Raw genomic sequence first — 16618 nt, forward strand, 5'->3', positions numbered from 1 at the left:
TCCGAGCATACGAGCGGACACTGACACCGCCATGTACTGGAAGCGGACGTTCCATGTGCCTCTCGTCACGTCAGACGGAGGCATCCTCCGGAATGCCCCGGAGGCGTCGCCTCCGCCGCGCCTACAGGAACTCCGCGTGGGCGTCCAACGCCCTCAGAACCTCCGCCTCCGGGGCCGACGGCAGCCCGACCGCGACCTCCTCGACGCCCAGGTCGGCGTAGTGCGCGAGCTTGCCCGCGGAGGGGTGGACGGCGTACGGCATGACCTCCGGCTCGCCCGGCCGCCCCGCCTCCGTCCAGACCCGGCGCAGCTCCGGCAGCGTCTCGCGGAGTCCGCTGCCGCCCACCGGCATCCAGCCGTCCGCGTACTCGGCGATGTGGGCGAAGAGCTTCGGGCCGGCCGCGCCGCCGATCAGGGTGCGCGGCCCCACCAGTGAGTCCGTGCCCCGGAGCCGGCGCGGGCGGCGGACGGGCTTGGGGTGCGCCCAGCTCGCCTGCACCGAGCCGAATTCGCCGTCGTATGCCGTCGGTTCGGGCGACCACAGCGCGCGCATCAGCGCCATCCGGTCGCGCACCAGCTCCCGGCGGGTGTGCCAGTCGACGCCGTGGTCCTCGGCCTCCTCCACGTTCCAGCCGTAGCCGATGCCGAGGGTGAACCGGCCGCCGCTGAGGAAGTCCAGGGTGGCCGCCTGCTTGGCCAGAACGATCGGGTCCTGCTGGGCCACGAGCGCGACGCCGGTCCCCAGCTCGATCCGGTGGGTGACGGCGGCCGCCTGGGCGAGCGCCAGGAAGGGGTCGACGGCGCGGCCGTACTCGCGCGGCAGCGGGTCGCCGGCCGGCGCCGGGGTCTTGCGGCTCACCGGGATGTGGGTGTGCTGGGGCAGATAGAGCCCGGCGAAGCCCCGTTGCTCCAGCTCACGGGCCAGCCGGACCGGGCTGATCGTCTCATCGGTGAGAAAGATCGTCGTGGCGATCCGCATCCCGGGCACCTCCGTCGTCGCGGCGGTCTCGCGTGTGACCCACGGTATGCCTTGGGAGGCGGCCGTGGGGGCGCCACGCGCGGTCGGGTGTCGACGCGTGTTCGTATACCGGCCGCCACACGCGTCGGCGGGTGTTCCACCGCCCGCCACCCGGGCGTACAACAGTGGGTCACGACAGTCACAGCGCATCGCCACAGGCGTCGACACACGCATCGGCGCAGGCATTCGGCACAGTCGGACACGGCCCACGCGAGGAGGCGGGGATGCACCGGCGCGACGTACTCAGGCGCGACATACTCAAGGGAGCGGCAGCCGCGGGAGCGGCGAGCATTCTGACGCTCGAAGGAGTGAGCTTCGCGCACGCCGCGGGCGGGGGACCCGCCTCCGGCGAGGAGACCCGCAGGGTCACCGGACGGCTCCCCGCCGGCGCCCCGGACTTCGTCCACCTCCCCGTGGAAGTACCGCGCGGCGTCCGCGAGATCGCCGTCTCGTACAGCTACGACAGACCCTCCGTGCCCACCGGCACCCAGGGCAACGCCTGCGACATCGGCATCTTCGACGAACGCGGCACCGCGCTGGGCGGAGCCGGCTTCCGGGGCTGGTCGGGCGGCGCCCGCTCGGAGTTCTTCGTGGGCGCCGAACGGGCCACGCCCGGCTACCTGGCCGGGCCCGTCCGTCCCGGCACCTGGCACGTCGTCCTCGGCCCGTACACGGTCGCACCGCAGGGGCTCGCCTACGAGGTCGCGGTCACCCTACGGTACGGGACGCCGGGGGCCACGCCGAAGCCGGTGTACCCGCCGCGACGGGCCCGGGGCCGGGGCCGCGCCTGGTACCGGGGCGACAACCACCTCCACAGCGTCCACTCCGACGGACTGCGCACCCCCGCGCAGATCGCCGCCGCCGCCCGCGCCGCCGGGCTCGACTGGATCACGACGACGGAGCACAACACGACCGCCGCGCACGGGGCGTGGGAGGGCCTGTGGGGCGAGGACCTCCTGATCCTCACGGGCGAGGAGGTCACCACGCGCAACGGCCACGTCCTCGCCCTCGGTACCGATCCCGGTGCCTTCATCGACTGGCGCTACCGCGCGAGAGACAACGCCTTCGGACGTTTCGCGCGGAGAATCCGGCAAACGGGCGGACTGGTCGTCCCGGCCCACCCGTACGCGACGTGCGTCGGCTGCGGCTGGAAGTTCGGCTTCGACGAGGCGGACGTGGTGGAGGTGTGGAACGGCCCGTACACCCCGGACGACGAGATGGCCGTCGCCGCGTGGGACAACACGCTGGTCGCCGCCGCCCGCTCCGGCGGCCGCTGGCTGCCCGCCATGGGCAACAGCGACGCCCACCGCGAACCGCAGGTCGTGGGGCTGCCCCAGACGGTCGTCCTGGCCGACGCGCTCTCCCGCGAGGCCCTGCTGGCGGGCATCCGCGCGGGGCGCAGCTGGATCGCGGAGTCGTCGGCCGTCGATCTGTCGTTCACCGTCCTCGGCGGGCGCGGCGCGCACGCGGGCATCGGCGAGCGGCTGCGGGCCGCGCCGGGCGAGCAGATCACCGTACGGCTGAAAGTCACCGGCACGACGGGCTGCTCGGCGTCCTTCGTCACGGACCAGGGACGGATGTTCACCGCGCCCGTGCCGGCGGACGGCGCGCTGGAGTGGCGCACGACGCCCTCCCAGGCGGCGTACGTACGGGCCGAGGTGCGGCACCCCGCGAGCGACGGCGGGGCGTCGGGGCTGCCGGGGGCGATGGCGGCGATGACGAACCCGGTGTTCCTGAGCGCGGCCGGCTGACGGCCGGAACAGCACCACGAACAGCACCACAGCCCTGGCCTTCCACCGCTAGAGTTCTGGCGCTTCGTCACTTCCGGCATCGCTTCTGGCATCACTTTCTCTGGCATCACCTCCTGTCGAATCCTGTCGATCTCGTCGAAGGGAACAGCCGTCACCATGCCGAAGTCCTCCCCCCGCGTCCGGCTCGCCGCCGTCGCCCTCACCGCCGCCCTGTTCGGCGCGAGCGCCCCCGTCGCCTACGCCGCCTTCGACGATCCGGACCCCAAGGCCGCTGCGAGCGCGCCGGTGCGGGCGGTCGGCAAGCCGTACGTGAAGACCGAGCTGCTCTTCGGCACGGCCAAGCCCAACGGTGGTTCCCCGGTCACCGACAAGGAGTTCCGCGCCTTCGTCGACGAGATCGTCACCCCGCGCTTCCCGGCGGGCCTGACGGTCGAGAACGCCTACGGCCAGTACCGCGACGCCCACGGGAAGATCGAGCACGAGCGCTCGTACAAGCTCACCCTCCTCTACCCGAAGGGCGAGGCCCGGACCGCCGGTGCCAAGATCGAGCAGATCCGCGCCACGTACAACAAGCGCTTCGCCCAGGAGTCCGTGGCCCGCGTCGACGACAACGAGCTCGTCGACTTCTGACCGTCTTCTGATCGCCGGCCGGCATCAGTCCTCGATCACCGGGGTGGAGCGCGTCAGCACTTCACCCCGGAAGAACGCCGGGCTGCGCCGCCGCATCAGCTCCATCAGCACCACGCCCAGGAGCAGCAGCCCCACTCCGATGACGAAGACCGAGCCGACGCCGAGCACCGCGCTGCCGCTGCCGTAGTCCGGGTTCCACATGTCGTGGAGCGTCTTGCAGAAGACCGACGCCAGCAACAGCCCGCCCGTTAGCGGGAAGACGCCTTTGAAACACGCGTCCCGCACCGAATTCCGCAGTTCGCTCCGGAAGAACCAGACACAGGCGAACGCCGTGATCGAGTAGTAGAAGCAGATCATCAGCCCCAGCGCATAGATGGTGTCGACCAGCACGTTGCGGCTGAGGAAGCTCATCCCGGCGTAGAAGACCCCGGTGGCGACGCCCGCCGCCACCGTGGCCCGGCCGGGCGAGCGGAAGCGCGGGTGGACGCGGGCGAAGGACGGCGGGAGCGCCTGGTAGGCGCTCATCGCGAGGACCGTCCGCGCCACCGGCAGGAAGGTCGTCTGGAGGCTCGCCGCGGCGGACGCCAGCACGGCCACGAAGAGCAGGACGCCGAGAGCGGGGCCCAGGACGGGATCGGCGAGCGCGGCGAAGACGTTGTCGGCGGTCGCGGGATCTCCCAGCCCGGGGCCCTCGCCGCCGACGCCGGCGAACATCTGGGCGGCGACGGCGGTCAGCAGGTACGAGCCGACCAGCACGACCATCGCCAGCAGCGCCGCCCGGCCCGGCGTCCTGGCGCTGCCCTCCGTCTCCTCGTTGACGGTCAGGCATGCGTCCCAGCCCCAGTACATGAAGATGGACAAGGACAACCCCGCCGTGAAGGCGCCGAAAGAGGCGACCTCGAAGGGGTTCAGCCACGTCCACGAGAAGCCGAGGGAGCCGGAGCCGGGCAGGCCGCCGGACCGCGCCTTCGTGAACGCCATGGCCACGAACAGGGCGAGCACGGCCAGCTGCAGCCCGACCAGCGCGTACTGCACCCCTTTGGTGGCGGTCATGCCGCGATAGCTGACGGCCGTCGCGGCGGCGATGAACACCAGGCACGTCACGACGTGGACGAGCCGGTCGCCGTCGAGGGCCGCGATGGAGTCGCTGCCGGTGAGCCGGCCGAGCAGCAGGTAGAAGAAGGACGTCGCGACGCCCGCGAGGTTCGACAGCACGATGATGGTCGCGATGACCAGGCCCCAGCCGCACATCCAGCCGACCCGGGGCCCGAAGGCCCGTACGGTCCAGGTGAAGGACGTGCCGCAGTCCGGGAGGGCCTTGTTGAGCTCGCGGTAGGCGAAGGCGACCAGCAGCATCGGGAGGAAGCCCGCGAGGAAGACGGCGGGCATCTGGACCCCCGCCTTGCCCACGGTCGGGCCCAGCGTGGAGGTCAGGCAGTAGACGGGCGCGACGGTCGAGATCCCGATGACGGAGCTGCCCAGCAGGCCGACGGAACCGCCGCTCAGGCCCTTGGCCCGGGGCCGTTGCCCGGCACCGCGGCCCGCGACGCCCCCTACCGCCTCTTCAGCCTCTGCCACCTCTGCCGTTTCTCCGGCCCCCGGCCGCGGCTGCACGTGAACCATGGCGAGGACGTTAAGCGCTGCTGTATCCGCATCCGGAGAACGAACCTCCGGGCGACCAACCTTCAACCACCGTCGACAAAACGTGAGTTGATCTTCTTAATAAAGGTCGCCGCAGCCTTACGCCAGGTAACACCAAGGGGTAACCGCGACCCTCGCCGGATGCGAGAACCGCACCTCCGCCCTTTTTGTCCCGATTCAAAATTTTCCCGTCGCCGCCGTCGCCACCGTCTCCGTGTCCCGCCCCGACCGCAGCACCCGACCCGGCACCGCTCCCGTCACCACGTCGTGCCGGACGGTCTCCACGCCGTTGACGCGTACGCTCACCACCCCCACGGCCCGCGAGTCCAGCCGGCCGCCGTCGCCCGGCAGGTCCCGGACCAGCGTCGCCGGGCCCGCGTCGACGCGCTCGGGGTCGAAGAGGACGAGGTCGGCGCACCACCCCTCGGCGATCCGGCCGCGCTCGCGCAGGCCGAAGAGGCGCGCGGGGTCGTCGGTGAGCATCCGCACCGCCCGTTCCAGCGGCACGAGCTTCCGTCCGCGCAGACAGTCGCCCAGGAAGCGCGTCGGGTAGGGGGCGCCGCACATCCGGTCCAGGTGGGCCCCGGCGTCCGAGCCGCCGAGGAGGACGTCCTCGTGGTCCCAGGCGCGGCGGCGCAGCTCCCAGCTGGCGGGGTCGTCGTCGGTGGGCATCGGCCACAGGACGGTGCGCAGGTCGTCCGCGACGCAGACGGCGACCAGCGTGGCGAAGGGGTCGGTGCCGCGTTCGGCGGCGATGTCCTCGACGACGCGGCCCGTGAGGCCGTCGTTCTCGGGGGCGTAGGTGTCGCCGATGACGTACCGGCCGAAGTCGGTGAGCCGGCGGAAGGGGCCGGCGGCCGGGCTCGCCGCGCCGTGCAGCAGCCGGTCGCGGACGGCCGGGTCGCGCAGTCGGTCGATCCGTTCCGGCAGCGGAAGCCCCAGGATTTCGCCCCAGCCGGGGAGGAGGTGGAGGGCGCAGAAGGTGCCCAGCGACATGTTCATGGGGGTGAGGATCGGCATGGTCAGAGCGACGATCCGGCCGCCCGCCGCGCGGGCGCGCTCGCTGGTGGCCAGCTGGTGCGGCACCCGGCCGGGGACGGTGGACTCGATGGTGAGGACGTTCCAGTTCAGCGGGCGTCCGGCGGCGGCCGTCAGCTCCACCAGGAGTGCGCTCTCCTCCGCCGAGAAGTGGTCCAGGCAGCCGGGGACGATGGCTTCCAGTTGGGTGCCCTCGTGCTCGCCGACAGCGCGGGCGAGGGCGAGGAGCTCGTCGGGGCGGGCGTGCCGGGAGGCGACGGGCCGGCCGTCGCCGTCGGTGTGGGTGGTCGAGCGGGTGGTGGACAGGCCCCAGGCGCCGGCGTCCATGGCGTCGTGGAGCAGCGCGGTCATCTGCCGTAACTCCTGTGCGCCCGGCGTGCCGCCGATGGCGGACGGGCCCATCGCGTATCGCCGCAGCGCGCAGTGGCCCACCATGAAACCCGCGTTGACCGCGATCCGGCCGTCCAGCGCGTCGAGATAATCGCCGAAAGAAGACCAGTCCCAGGGCGCGCCCTGTTCCAGGGCGGCGAGCGACATGCCCTCGACCTTGCTCATCATCCGCCGGGTGTAGTCGGCGTCGGCCGGGCGGCCGGGGTGGAGCGGGGCGAGGCTGAAGCCGCAGTTGCCGCCGACGACGGTGGTGACGCCGTGGCTGAGGGAGGGCGCGGCGTAGGGGTCCCAGAAGAGCTGGGCGTCGTAGTGGGTGTGCGGGTCGACGAAGCCGGGGGCGAGGACGAGGCCGGTGGCGTTCTCCTCGGTGCGGGCCCGGTGCCCGACCCGGCCGCCCGCTTTCACCCCGCCCGTGTCCCGGTCGATCAGCGCGATCCGGCCGTCGCGGACGCCGACGTCGGCGACGTACGCGGGACCTCCGGTGCCGTCGACGACGGTGGCGCGGCGGATGAGGTGGTCCAGCACGGTCGGCTCCTCTCGCGACGAGCGGGACCGGGGCGGCGGCCCGGGAGGCGCCGCCCCGGGGCGTGGGCGGCCGCTCAGGCGTGCCCGGCGGCCTGGCGGTAGCGCGTGGTGCGGTGGACCGGATCGGTGTCTATCTTCGGGATGACGTGCTCACCGATGAGCCGGATGGTCGTCATCGTGTCCCCGGGGGAGATGCCGATCGGCAGCCCGAAGGACAGCTGGTCGGCGCCGGCCTGCTCCCAGCGCTTGCACTGCCGGAAGACCTCGTCGGGGTCGCCGCAGATCATCAGCTCCTCGGCGATGAGCAGCTCGATGATCTCCTCGGTGTACTCCGGCAGCAGTTCGGGCCACCGGGGGATGCCCTCGGGGCGGGGGAACGTGTCGTGGTAGCGGAAGAGCAGCGACTGAAGGTAGTTGAGTCCGCCGCCGACCGCGATCTCGACGGCCTTGGCGTGGGTCTCCGCGCAGATGGCGGTCGAGGTGACCATGACGTTGTCGTTGACGTAGTCGCCGACGGGCCGGGCCTTGCCGATCGCGGTCTTGTACGAGTCGACGACCCACTCCATGTCGGAGACCTTCTGGACGCTGAAGCCGAGGACGCCCAGCCCCTTGCCGGCCGCCATCGCGTACGAGGAGGGCGACCCGGCGGCGTACCACATGGCGGGGTGGGAGGGTCCGTACGGCTTGGGCAGGACCGTGCGCGGCGGAAGGGACCAGTGTTTGCCGGTGAATCCCTCGTAAACCCCCTCCCGCCACATCTTCGGGAACTCGGCGATGGTCTCCTCCCACATCGCCTTGGTGGCGTCCATGTCGGTCACGTCCGGCAGGAAGCCGAGGATCTCGTGACTGCCCGCGCCCCGCCCGGTGCCGAACTCGAAGCGTCCGCCGGAGAGGTGGTCCAGCATCGCGGCCTTCTCGGCCAGCTTCACCGGGTGGTTGACCTTGGGCAGGGGGTTGAAGATGCCGGAGCCGAGGTGGATGCGCTCGGTGGCGTGGGCGAGGTAGCCGAGGTAGACGTCGCTGGCGGAGAGATGGGAGTACTCCTCCAGGAAGTGGTGCTCGGTGGCCCAGGCGTACTTGAAGCCCGACTTGTCCGCCTGGACGACGTAGGCGGCCTCCTCCATCAGCGCGTGGTGCTCGGCCCGGGGGTCGGTGCGCGACCGGCTCGCCGGCACATAGCCCTGCACGAAGATCCCGAATTCCACGGAGGTCACCGCCCGACTTCGCTGTTTCCGGTATCTGACGCCTCATCAGATCGACTGACGCGATGCGACTGTGGCACCGGCCACACCCACCGTCAAGGCCACCGCGTACCGCCGGTCACACCGGACGGCATTGGGGCGGCACCGGGGCAGCACTGGGGCGGCCCCGGGATGGTCCCCGCCTCACGCCGGTACGGCGCCCGCCCAGAGTCCCTCCGGCGTGAGGCCGAGCAGCTCGATGGCATTGCCCCGGACGACGCGCTCCACGACCTCCGGCGCCAGGTGCGCCATCTGCTCCTCGGCGACCTGCCGCGAGCGGGGCCAGGTGGAGTCGGAGTGCGGGTAGTCGGTCTCGTACAGCACGTTCCCCACCCCGACGGCGTCAAGGTTGCGCAGCCCGAAGGCGTCGTCGAAGAAGCAGCCGTACACCTGGCGGGCGAAGAGCTCGGAGGGCGGGGTGAACACCTTGTCCGCGACGCCGCCCCAGCCGCGGTTCTCCTCCCACACCGTGTCCGCGCGCTCCAGGACGTACGGGATCCAGCCGATCTGCCCCTCCGCGTACATCAGGCGCAGGCCGGGGAAACGGTCGAGCTTGCCGGACATCAGCCAGTCGGCCAGCGAGAAGCAGCAGTTGCCGAAGGTGAGGACGGAGCTCACGGCGGGCGGAGCGTCGGCCGACGTGGAGGGCATCCGGGAGGAGGAGCCGATGTGCATGGCGAGGACGGTGCCGGTCTCCTCGCAGGCGCGCAGGAACGGGTCCCAGGCGTCGCTGTGGACGGACGGCAGGCCCAGATGTGGCGGGATCTCGGAGAAGCAGACGGCGCGCACGCCGCGCGCGGCGTTGCGCCGCACCTCGGCGGCGGCGAGCTCCGCGTCCCACAGCGGCACGATCGCCAGCGGGATCAGGCGCCCGTGCGCCTCGGGGCCGCACCATTCGTCGACCATCCAGTCGTTGTAGGCCCGTACGCACAGCAGGGCCAGCTCCCGGTCGGCGGCCTCGGCGAAGGTCTGGCCGCAGAAGCGGGGGAAGGTGGGGAAGCAGAGCGCGGACTGGACGTGATTGAGGTCCATGTCGGCCAGCCGGTCGGGCACGCTGTAGGAGCCCGGCCGCATCCGTCCGTAGGTGATCCCTTCCAGCCTGACCTCGTCCCTGGAGCATCCGACGGCGGTATCAAGCCGCGTGAGAGGACGGCACAAATCCTCATAGACCCACCAGTCCGCTTCCGGGCCGTCGTCACCCGGGGTGCCCATGACGGGCGCGAAGCGCCCTCCCTCGAAGGTCATGCCCTTCACCGGGGCCCTCACGATGCGTGGCCCGACGCCGTGGAATTTCGCCGGTAACCGGTTCCGCCAGACGTCGGAGGGTTCCACTGTGTGGTCGTCCACCGAGATTATCTTGGGGAAGCTCACCATGGCCGACACCGTAGCGCCGAACTGACGGTTCGTCAGGACAGGGCGGATCCGGCCCGTGCCCGGGCGCTCGCGGACCGTGCAGAGAGGGCCGGACCCCTGCTGACGTAGCAGCCCTGAACAAGGCAGACTGGCCGGTGCGACCGAGCAGGACAGGCAGGGGGTCACCATGGCCGGGGATACAGGGCACGGGCAGGCGCTGCGCTTCACCGTGCTCGGGCCCGTCCGCGCCTGGCGCGGCGACGAAGCGCTGAACACCGGTTCACCCCAGCAGCGGGCGCTGCTGGCCGCCCTGCTGCTGCGCGGCGGGCGCACGGCCACCGCGCCCGAGCTCGTCGACGCCCTGTGGGGCGAGGAGCCCCCGCACGCCGCCCTGGCGGCCCTGCGCACCTACGCCTCCCGGCTGCGGAAGGCCTTCGGTCCGGACGCGGACGCCCTGGTCAGCGAGGCGGGCGGCTACGCGATACGGGTCACCGACGGCGGCCTGGACGCGGACGAGGCCGAACGCCTTGCCGCCGACGCGGAGAAGGCCCGGGCGAGCGGCGACCGCTTCCGCGCCCGCGACCTGATGAACCAGGCCCTGGCCCTGTGGGACGGCGAGCCGCTGGCCGGGCTGTCCGGCCCGTACGCCGACACCCAGCGCGCCCGGCTGGAGGAGTGGCACCTCACGCTCCTGGAGACCCGCCTCGACGTGGACCTGGAGGTCGGCGGGCACGCCGAGGCCGTCTCCGAGCTCACCGCGCTGACCGCCGCCTACCCGCTGCGCGAGCGGCTGCGCGAGCTCCTGATGCTTGCCCTCTACCGCAGCGGCCGCCAGGCCGAGGCCCTCGCCGTCTACGCCGACACCCGCCGGCTGCTCGCCGACGAGCTGGGCGTCGACCCCTGCTCCGAGCTCTCCGAGCTCCAGCAGCGCATCCTCAACGCCGACACCGAGCTCAACGTCCACCCCGCGGGCGACCGTCCCAGCCTCGGCCCCACCTTCATCCGGCCCGCGCAGCTGCCCGCGACCGTCCCGGACTTCACCGGGCGCGCCTCCTTCGTCCAGGAGCTGGGCGACCAGCTGGCCACGGCGGAGGGCAGCGTGATGGCGGTCTCCGCCGTCGCGGGCATCGGCGGCGTCGGCAAGACGACGCTCGCCGTGCACGTCGCGCACGCCGCCCGGCACCACTTCCCCGACGGCCAGCTCTATGTCGACCTCCAGGGCGCGGGGCCCGTGGTCGCCGAGCCGGAGGCCGTGCTGGGGTCCTTCCTCCGCGCCCTCGGAATCCCGGATTCCGCTATTCCGGACGGGATGGAGGAGCGCGCCGCCCTGTTCCGCTCCACGCTCGACGGGCGCCGCGTACTGACCCTGCTGGACAACGCGCGCGACGCCGCCCAGGTCCGCCCGCTGCTGCCCGGCAACGAGGGCTGCGCCGCGCTCGTCACCAGCCGCGTCCGCATGGTCGACCTCGCCGGCGCCCACCTCGTCGACCTGGACGTGATGAGCCCCGAGGAAGCGCTCGTCCTGTTCACCCGGATCGTCGGCTCCGAGCGCGTCAGCGCCGAGCGGGACGCCGCCATGGACGTCGTGGCCGCCTGCGGCTTCCTGCCGCTCGCCATCCGCATCGCCGCCTCCCGCCTCGCCGCCCGCCGCACCTGGACCGTCTCCGTCCTCGCCCGCAAGCTCGCCGACGAACGCCGCCGCCTGGACGAGCTCCGCGCCGGCGACCTCGCCGTCAAGGCCACCTTCGAGCTCGGCTACGGCCAGCTCGAGCCCGGCCAGGCCCGCGCCTTCCGCCTCCTCGGCCTCGCCGACGGGCCCGACATCTCCCTGGCCGCCGCGGCGGCCGTCCTCGACCTGGGCCCCGACGCCACCGAGGAGCTGCTGGAGTCCCTCGTCGACACCTCGCTCCTGGAATCCGCCGCGCCGGGCCGCTACCGCTTCCACGACCTCGTCCGCCTCTACGCCCGCGCCTGCGCCGAGCGCGACGAGCAGCCGCCCGCCGAACGCGACGCCGCCATGTCCCGCCTGCTGGACTTCTACCTGGCGACGGCCGCCGGGGTGTACGTCCTGGAGCGCCCCGGCGACCAGCTGCTCGCCCACCTGACGCCCACCACCCACCCGGGCCTGACCTTCACCGACCGCACGGCCGCCGGCGACTGGCTGTTCGCCGAGGCCGGCTGCCTGCTCGCCTGCGTGCGCCAGCACGCGAGCGCCACCGGCGACACCCTGCGGCGCGCGGTCGACCTGCTGCTGGCCGCGAAGGACCTCGCCGAGTCCGGAGCCGACTCCCGCCAGTACGAGCAGGCGGCGTCCGCCCTGCTGGCCGCCGCCCAGGAAGCCGGCGACCTCCGGGCCGAGGGCCGCGCGCGGACCGTGCTGACGCACGCCCACAGCATCGCGGGCCGGTTCGGGCACGCCGAGGAGCAGGCGCGGCACGCCGTGCTGCTGGGGCGCTCCTGCGCGGACCCCATCCCCTGCTGCTACGCCTCCAACAACCGCGGCATCATCGCCATCTACGAGCACCGCTACGAGGACGCCGAGGCCCACATCGGCCAGGCGCTCAGCGCCTTCCGCGCCGACGGCAACCGCCCGGGCGAGGCCAGCGCGCTGAGCAACCTCTCCCGGGTCCACCAGGAGACCGGCCGCACCCAGTCGGCCGTCCGCCTCGCCGAGCAGGCCCTGGCGCTCTACCGCGAGGTCAACGTCTCCTGGCGGCTCGCCAACGGCCTCTACGCCTACGGGCTCGCGCTCAGCCGCGCCGGGCGCTACGAGGAGGCCCTGGGCCGGCTCGCCGAGGCCCTGCCGGTCTTCCACGACAACCGGCAGCGGCTGTGGGAGGGCATGACCCTCTACCGGATGGCCGAGCTCTACCTCGCCACCCGCCGGCACGCCCAGGCGGCCTCCTACGCCGAGCAGGCGCTGGTCCAGGTACGGGGCATCGGCGGCGAGTGGCGGCGCGGCAACATCCTCACCGTGCTGGGCCGCTCCCTGGACGCGCTCGGGCAGCAGGGACGCGCGCACGCCTGCTGGACGGAGGCACTGGCCATCTACGAGGCGCTGGGCTCGGCGGAGGCCGCCGACGTACGGGACCTGCTGACGCCTGCCGCGGCGGCGTAGATTTCCCCAGCGGGGTGCGGGAGTCCATGGGGGCCCGAAGGCGTACCCACGGGCGTGGAGCGCCTGCGCGGCGGCGGGTGACAGGCTGCCGGAGTGAGGCATTCCGGCGTATCCGGAGGGGCCGTTCCGTGCGGGCTTACCGCCTTACCGGACGTCACAAACAAGCGGAACTAGGCCGCTTACGTGCCCGTTCATCGATCGTTTATCGTGACCCGTCAATCTAAGGGATGTCGATCCGTCGCGTCGGGGGGCAGGCGGGTCGTAGGTGAGACCTTCACCTCAGGGCGAGCAGCCCTCACAACCCGTCCGGCGGCCCTCGGGGGAGTCGCCGGGCGGGTTCTGCGATCCCTGACCGTCCCAACGACTCGCAGTGCCAACGGGAGACAGCATCATGAGCGACGACAGCAATCTCAACTCGCCCATAGCGGCAACGCCGCAGGACGACCACGCCACGGGGGCGCCGCTCACCGCACGGAAGCTGGCCGGCGTGCCGGCCACGCCGCAGGACGACCACGCGACGGACACTCCGGCGGTGGTCGCGATGGACGACCACGCGACCAACCCGCCGAAGTTCGTGACGATGGACGACCACGCCACGAACCCGCCGAAGTTCATGGCCATGGACGACCACGCCACGATCGAGAAGCCGTTCTGAGAACGCGGTACTGAATGCGGTACTGAACGCGGTACTGAGGGAACAGCGCCGTACCGAGAAGCACCACCTCGAACAGCACCACCTCGAACAGCACCACCTCGAACAGCACCACTCTGAGCACATCGCGCATGGGGAGCTTCCGCCAGACATCGGCCGGAAGCTCCCGGAGCCCAGGGTCCTCCGGGGGAACCGAGGGGGCGGGCTGTCCGGCGGCGGGAACCCACGGGGGGCGTGGGCGACCGACGGGGGAACCGGCGAACGCGCCGACGAGGCGGACACGGGGGAACGACACCGCCTCGCGGAGCACTTGACGGGGGACAGTCCGGTGGGGGACCCGGGTGGGAGAGGCAGGGGCCGGAGCCGACGGCACGGAGGGGGAGCCGTCGGCCCCGGTCCCTGCCTTTCGTCTGCCTTTCGTCCTGCCACGGGTGCGGGCGTCCAGAGGCGGATACGTCCTTCGGCGGGGGATTCCCCGATTCCATGAGTTTTCCGCCCGAACACCCGTACTTCACGGCAACCCGCCGGTACGTTCTCCGGCACAGCACCACCGACCCACGCACGGCAACCCCCGATCAGAGGAGCCACCATGATCCGCATCCGCACCAAGACCACCCCGACGGCGCGCGGGAATTACGGGAAGCGCGGGAAGCAGACGTTCGCCATACTCGGCCTCGCCGCCGCGGCGGCGGTCCTCGGCTCGGTACCGGCGGCCGCCGACGACCACGCCTCCGGCCCCGCGGCGCTGCGCGCCCGGCCGGCGCACGTCCTGCGGGTCCACGACGACCACGCGTCGACCGCTCCCCGGTTCCTCGACGACCACGCCTCCGGCACCACGCTGATCGGGGACGACCACGCGTCCGGCGCCCCCCTGGTCGGGGACGACCACGCCTCGGTCAGCCCCCGGTTCCTCGACGACCACGCGTCCGACAGCCCCCTGATCCTGGACGACCACGCCTCGGACAACCCGCTGATCCTGGACGACCACGCGTCGGGCGGCACGCTGGTCGGGGACGACCACGCCTCCGGCCCGGAGCCGAGCCGCCGCTGAGCCCCGGCGCTCGGACCGCCCGGGTCGCCCGGGGCGGAGCCCGGCGCGCGGGCCAGGGGGTGCGGCCGACGGCAGGCAACGGCAGGCGATGGCGGCCGAGCGCGGCCGGAGACCTCCGGTGGACGGCCACGGCCGCACCCCGGGCCGCGCCGCGCCCCATGCCCACCGCCCGCGTCACTCCCGGCCGCGCCGCGCCGCGCCCGCCGCATCGCTCCCGCTGTTCCGCTCAGTCCGCCCGGTTATTCCGCCCGGCGCCGCAGCAACCCCTTGAGCACCTTCCCGGAGGCGTTGCGCGGCAGCTCCCGGACGAACTCCACCTCGCGTGGCACCTTGTAGTTCGCCATCTCGCGGCGCGCCCAGGCGATCAGACCGTCCGCCGTGACCGCGTCCCCGGTACCCGCCCGGCGGACCGCGAACGCCTTGCCGACCTCGCCGAGCCGGCCGTCCGGCACACCGACCACCGCGACCTCGGCTATCCCCGGGTGCCGCGCCAGGACCCGCTCGATCTCCGCCGGGTAGGCGTTGAAGCCGCCGACGACAAACATGTCCTTCAGCCGGTCGGTGACCCGCAGATTGCCCCGCGCGTCCAGCACGCCCACGTCACCGGTGTGCAGCCAGCCCTCGGCGTCGAGGGCCCGTGCCGTGGCGGCCGGGTCCTCGAAGTAGCCGGACATCACCTGGGGGCCACGGACCATGATCTCCCCGGGCACACCGGCCGCCCGCGCCCGCCCGTCGGGACCCGCCACCTTGACCTCGGTGCCCGGGATGGCCCGGCCCGAGGTGCCCGCGACGACCTCCGGAGGGTCGCCGCGCCGGCACATCGTGACGACGCCCGTCGCCTCGCTCATCCCGTAGGCGGTGAGCACGGTGGCTATGCCCAGCTCGCCGCGGAGCCGGTCGATCAGCCGCCGGGGCACCATGGCCGCGCCCGTCACCACCACCCGCAGCGACGACAGGTCGTACGCCGCCCGGTCGGGGTGGTCCAGGAGCGACTGGTGGAGCGTCGGCGGCCCGGGCAGGACCGTGATCCGCTCGGCGGCGATCCGGGCCAGCACCGTCTCCGCCGCGAAGACGGGCTGCGGCACCATCGTGGCGCCCCGCATCAGACAGGCGATGACGCCCGCCTTGTAGCCGAAGGTGTGGAAGAACGGGTTGACGATCAGATAGCGGTCTCCTTCCCGCAGCCCGGCCAGCTCGCTCCAGACGGCGAACGTGCGCAGCGTCTGCCCATGGGTGATGACGGCCCCTTTGGGCTCGCCCGTGGTGCCCGAGGTGAAGAGGATGTCCGAGGGCGCCGCGGAGGGTATGGCGTCGGCCCGGGCCCGTACCGTCCGGGCGGGCACACCGTCCCCGGCGGCGAGGAACTCCTTCCACGTCCGGAAGTCGGCCGGGGCGTCGTCGGCCAGGACGACGACGTCCCGCAACAGCGGCAACCCGGGCAACGGCCCCCGCCCGGCCCCCGGCGCGCCGGACCGCGCGGCGGTGGCAGCGGACCGTTCGCCGGTGACGGCAGGCCGACTGGCGGTGGCGTCAGGCAGCTCGCTGCTGACGGCAGGCCGCTCGGCGGTGGCGTCAGGCCACTCGCCGGTGACGGCAGGCCGTCCGCCGGTGGCGTCTGGCCACTGGCCGGTGGCGGCGGCCCGCGCCGCTGCCACGCCGCCGGTCCCGGGGCGAGGACCGGAACCAGGGCCGGGACCAGGGCCGGGACCAGGGCCGGGACCGGGACCGGGCGCGGTGCCGTCCGTCCCGTGCCGCTCCCCCCGCGCGGCACCGCGCAGTGCCGCCACATAGGACGTGCCGAGGAAGGTGCCCGTGACGAAGAGCAGCCGGGCCCGGGTGCGCTCCAGCACCTGTACCGTCTCGGCGCCCTTGAAGCGGGTGTTGACCGGCACCAGCACCGCGCCGGCGCCGACCGCGCCGAGGGCGGCGACGATCCAGTCCAGACTGTTCGGCGCCCAGATCGCGACCCGGTCGCCCGCCTCCACCCCGGCGGCCACGCACGCGGCCGTGGCCCGCCCGACACGCTCGCCGAGCTGCCGGTAGGTAATCCGGGTGCGGCCCTCGACGACGGCCTCACGGGCGGCGTACCGCTCGGCGGCCATCCGGACGAGCCGGGGTATCGAGACGAATTCCAGGTCACCACGCATCGCACGCCCTCCCCCTGCCGTCCCCGGCTTCGCGCCGGCCATCCCGGCGCACCACCAGCGGGC

At 72.9% G+C, this 16618-nt stretch carries 11 protein-coding genes; 5 read left to right on the top strand and 6 right to left on the bottom strand.

The window, feature by feature from the left end; all coding sequences use genetic code 11:
- Positions 1-121: 121 nt before the first annotated feature.
- On the bottom strand, positions 122-979 hold the full coding sequence (locus IE096_RS22755; protein WP_189454629.1) for a TIGR03619 family F420-dependent LLM class oxidoreductase: 858 nt from the start codon (positions 977-979) through the stop codon (positions 122-124).
- 263 nt (positions 980-1242) lie between these two features.
- Here IE096_RS22755 and IE096_RS22760 point away from each other — a divergent pair, with 263 nt between their 5' ends.
- Positions 1243-2769 (top strand): CehA/McbA family metallohydrolase, encoded by a 1527-nt coding sequence (locus tag IE096_RS22760; protein WP_189454631.1) that lies wholly within the window; start codon positions 1243-1245, stop codon positions 2767-2769.
- A gap of 156 nt (positions 2770-2925) precedes the next feature.
- Positions 2926-3399, top strand: a complete 474-nt coding sequence (locus IE096_RS22765; protein ID WP_189454633.1) for a DUF3574 domain-containing protein — start codon at positions 2926-2928, stop codon at positions 3397-3399.
- 24 nt (positions 3400-3423) lie between these two features.
- Here IE096_RS22765 and IE096_RS22770 read toward each other — a convergent pair whose 3' ends face one another.
- The 4 genes from IE096_RS22770 to IE096_RS22785 all read right to left on the bottom strand — a co-directional run bounded on the left by IE096_RS22770 (position 3424) and on the right by IE096_RS22785 (position 9608).
- On the bottom strand, positions 3424-5022 hold the full coding sequence (locus tag IE096_RS22770; RefSeq protein ID WP_189454635.1) for an APC family permease: 1599 nt from the start codon (positions 5020-5022) through the stop codon (positions 3424-3426).
- 195 nt (positions 5023-5217) lie between these two features.
- A complete protein-coding gene (locus IE096_RS22775) occupies positions 5218-6993 on the bottom strand; it encodes an N-acyl-D-amino-acid deacylase family protein (RefSeq protein WP_189454638.1) in 1776 nt (591 codons plus the stop codon).
- Between the two features lie 74 nt (positions 6994-7067).
- Positions 7068-8198: an LLM class flavin-dependent oxidoreductase gene (locus IE096_RS22780; protein ID WP_189454808.1), complete on the bottom strand. Its 1131-nt coding sequence runs from the start codon at positions 8196-8198 to the stop codon at positions 7068-7070.
- A gap of 180 nt (positions 8199-8378) precedes the next feature.
- Positions 8379-9608: an amidohydrolase family protein gene (locus IE096_RS22785; protein ID WP_189454640.1), complete on the bottom strand. Its 1230-nt coding sequence runs from the start codon at positions 9606-9608 to the stop codon at positions 8379-8381.
- A 166-nt stretch (positions 9609-9774) separates the two neighbouring features.
- Between IE096_RS22785 and afsR the strand changes: the two genes are divergently transcribed.
- From afsR to IE096_RS22800, 3 genes are all read left to right on the top strand, one after another.
- A complete protein-coding gene (gene afsR / locus IE096_RS22790) occupies positions 9775-12705 on the top strand; it encodes an SARP-family global regulator AfsR (RefSeq protein WP_189454642.1) in 2931 nt (976 codons plus the stop codon).
- A gap of 391 nt (positions 12706-13096) precedes the next feature.
- Entirely contained in the window at positions 13097-13360 is a 264-nt protein-coding gene (locus IE096_RS22795; RefSeq protein WP_189454644.1) for a hypothetical protein, read from the top strand.
- Between the two features lie 586 nt (positions 13361-13946).
- On the top strand, positions 13947-14408 hold the full coding sequence (locus IE096_RS22800; protein WP_189454645.1) for a hypothetical protein: 462 nt from the start codon (positions 13947-13949) through the stop codon (positions 14406-14408).
- 239 nt (positions 14409-14647) lie between these two features.
- On the opposite strand, the gene IE096_RS22805 is transcribed toward IE096_RS22800, so the two are convergent.
- Positions 14648-16555 carry an AMP-binding protein gene (locus tag IE096_RS22805; protein WP_229820527.1) on the bottom strand — a complete coding sequence of 636 codons (1908 nt, stop codon included), beginning with the start codon at positions 16553-16555 and terminating at the stop codon, positions 14648-14650.
- Positions 16556-16618 lie beyond the last annotated feature (63 nt).

The sequence above is a fragment of the Streptomyces abikoensis genome, assembly GCF_014648775.1.
In the GTDB taxonomy this organism is placed as follows: Bacteria; Actinomycetota; Actinomycetes; order Streptomycetales; family Streptomycetaceae; genus Streptomyces; species Streptomyces abikoensis.

What these genes read in the sequence shown, in the direction of transcription:
- IE096_RS22755 (WP_189454629.1), bottom strand. Translation starts at nt 979, where the DNA reads ATGCGGATCGCCACGACGATCTTTCTCACCGATGAGACGATCAGCCCG.
- IE096_RS22760 (WP_189454631.1), top strand. Translation starts at nt 1,243, where the DNA reads ATGCACCGGCGCGACGTACTCAGGCGCGACATACTCAAGGGAGCGGCA.
- IE096_RS22765 (WP_189454633.1), top strand. Translation starts at nt 2,926, where the DNA reads ATGCCGAAGTCCTCCCCCCGCGTCCGGCTCGCCGCCGTCGCCCTCACC.
- IE096_RS22770 (WP_189454635.1), bottom strand. Translation starts at nt 5,022, where the DNA reads ATGGTTCACGTGCAGCCGCGGCCGGGGGCCGGAGAAACGGCAGAGGTG.
- IE096_RS22785 (WP_189454640.1), bottom strand. Translation starts at nt 9,608, where the DNA reads ATGGTGAGCTTCCCCAAGATAATCTCGGTGGACGACCACACAGTGGAA.
- afsR (WP_189454642.1), top strand. Translation starts at nt 9,775, where the DNA reads ATGGCCGGGGATACAGGGCACGGGCAGGCGCTGCGCTTCACCGTGCTC.
- IE096_RS22795 (WP_189454644.1), top strand. Translation starts at nt 13,097, where the DNA reads ATGAGCGACGACAGCAATCTCAACTCGCCCATAGCGGCAACGCCGCAG.
- IE096_RS22800 (WP_189454645.1), top strand. Translation starts at nt 13,947, where the DNA reads ATGATCCGCATCCGCACCAAGACCACCCCGACGGCGCGCGGGAATTAC.
- IE096_RS22805 (WP_229820527.1), bottom strand. Translation starts at nt 16,555, where the DNA reads ATGCGTGGTGACCTGGAATTCGTCTCGATACCCCGGCTCGTCCGGATG.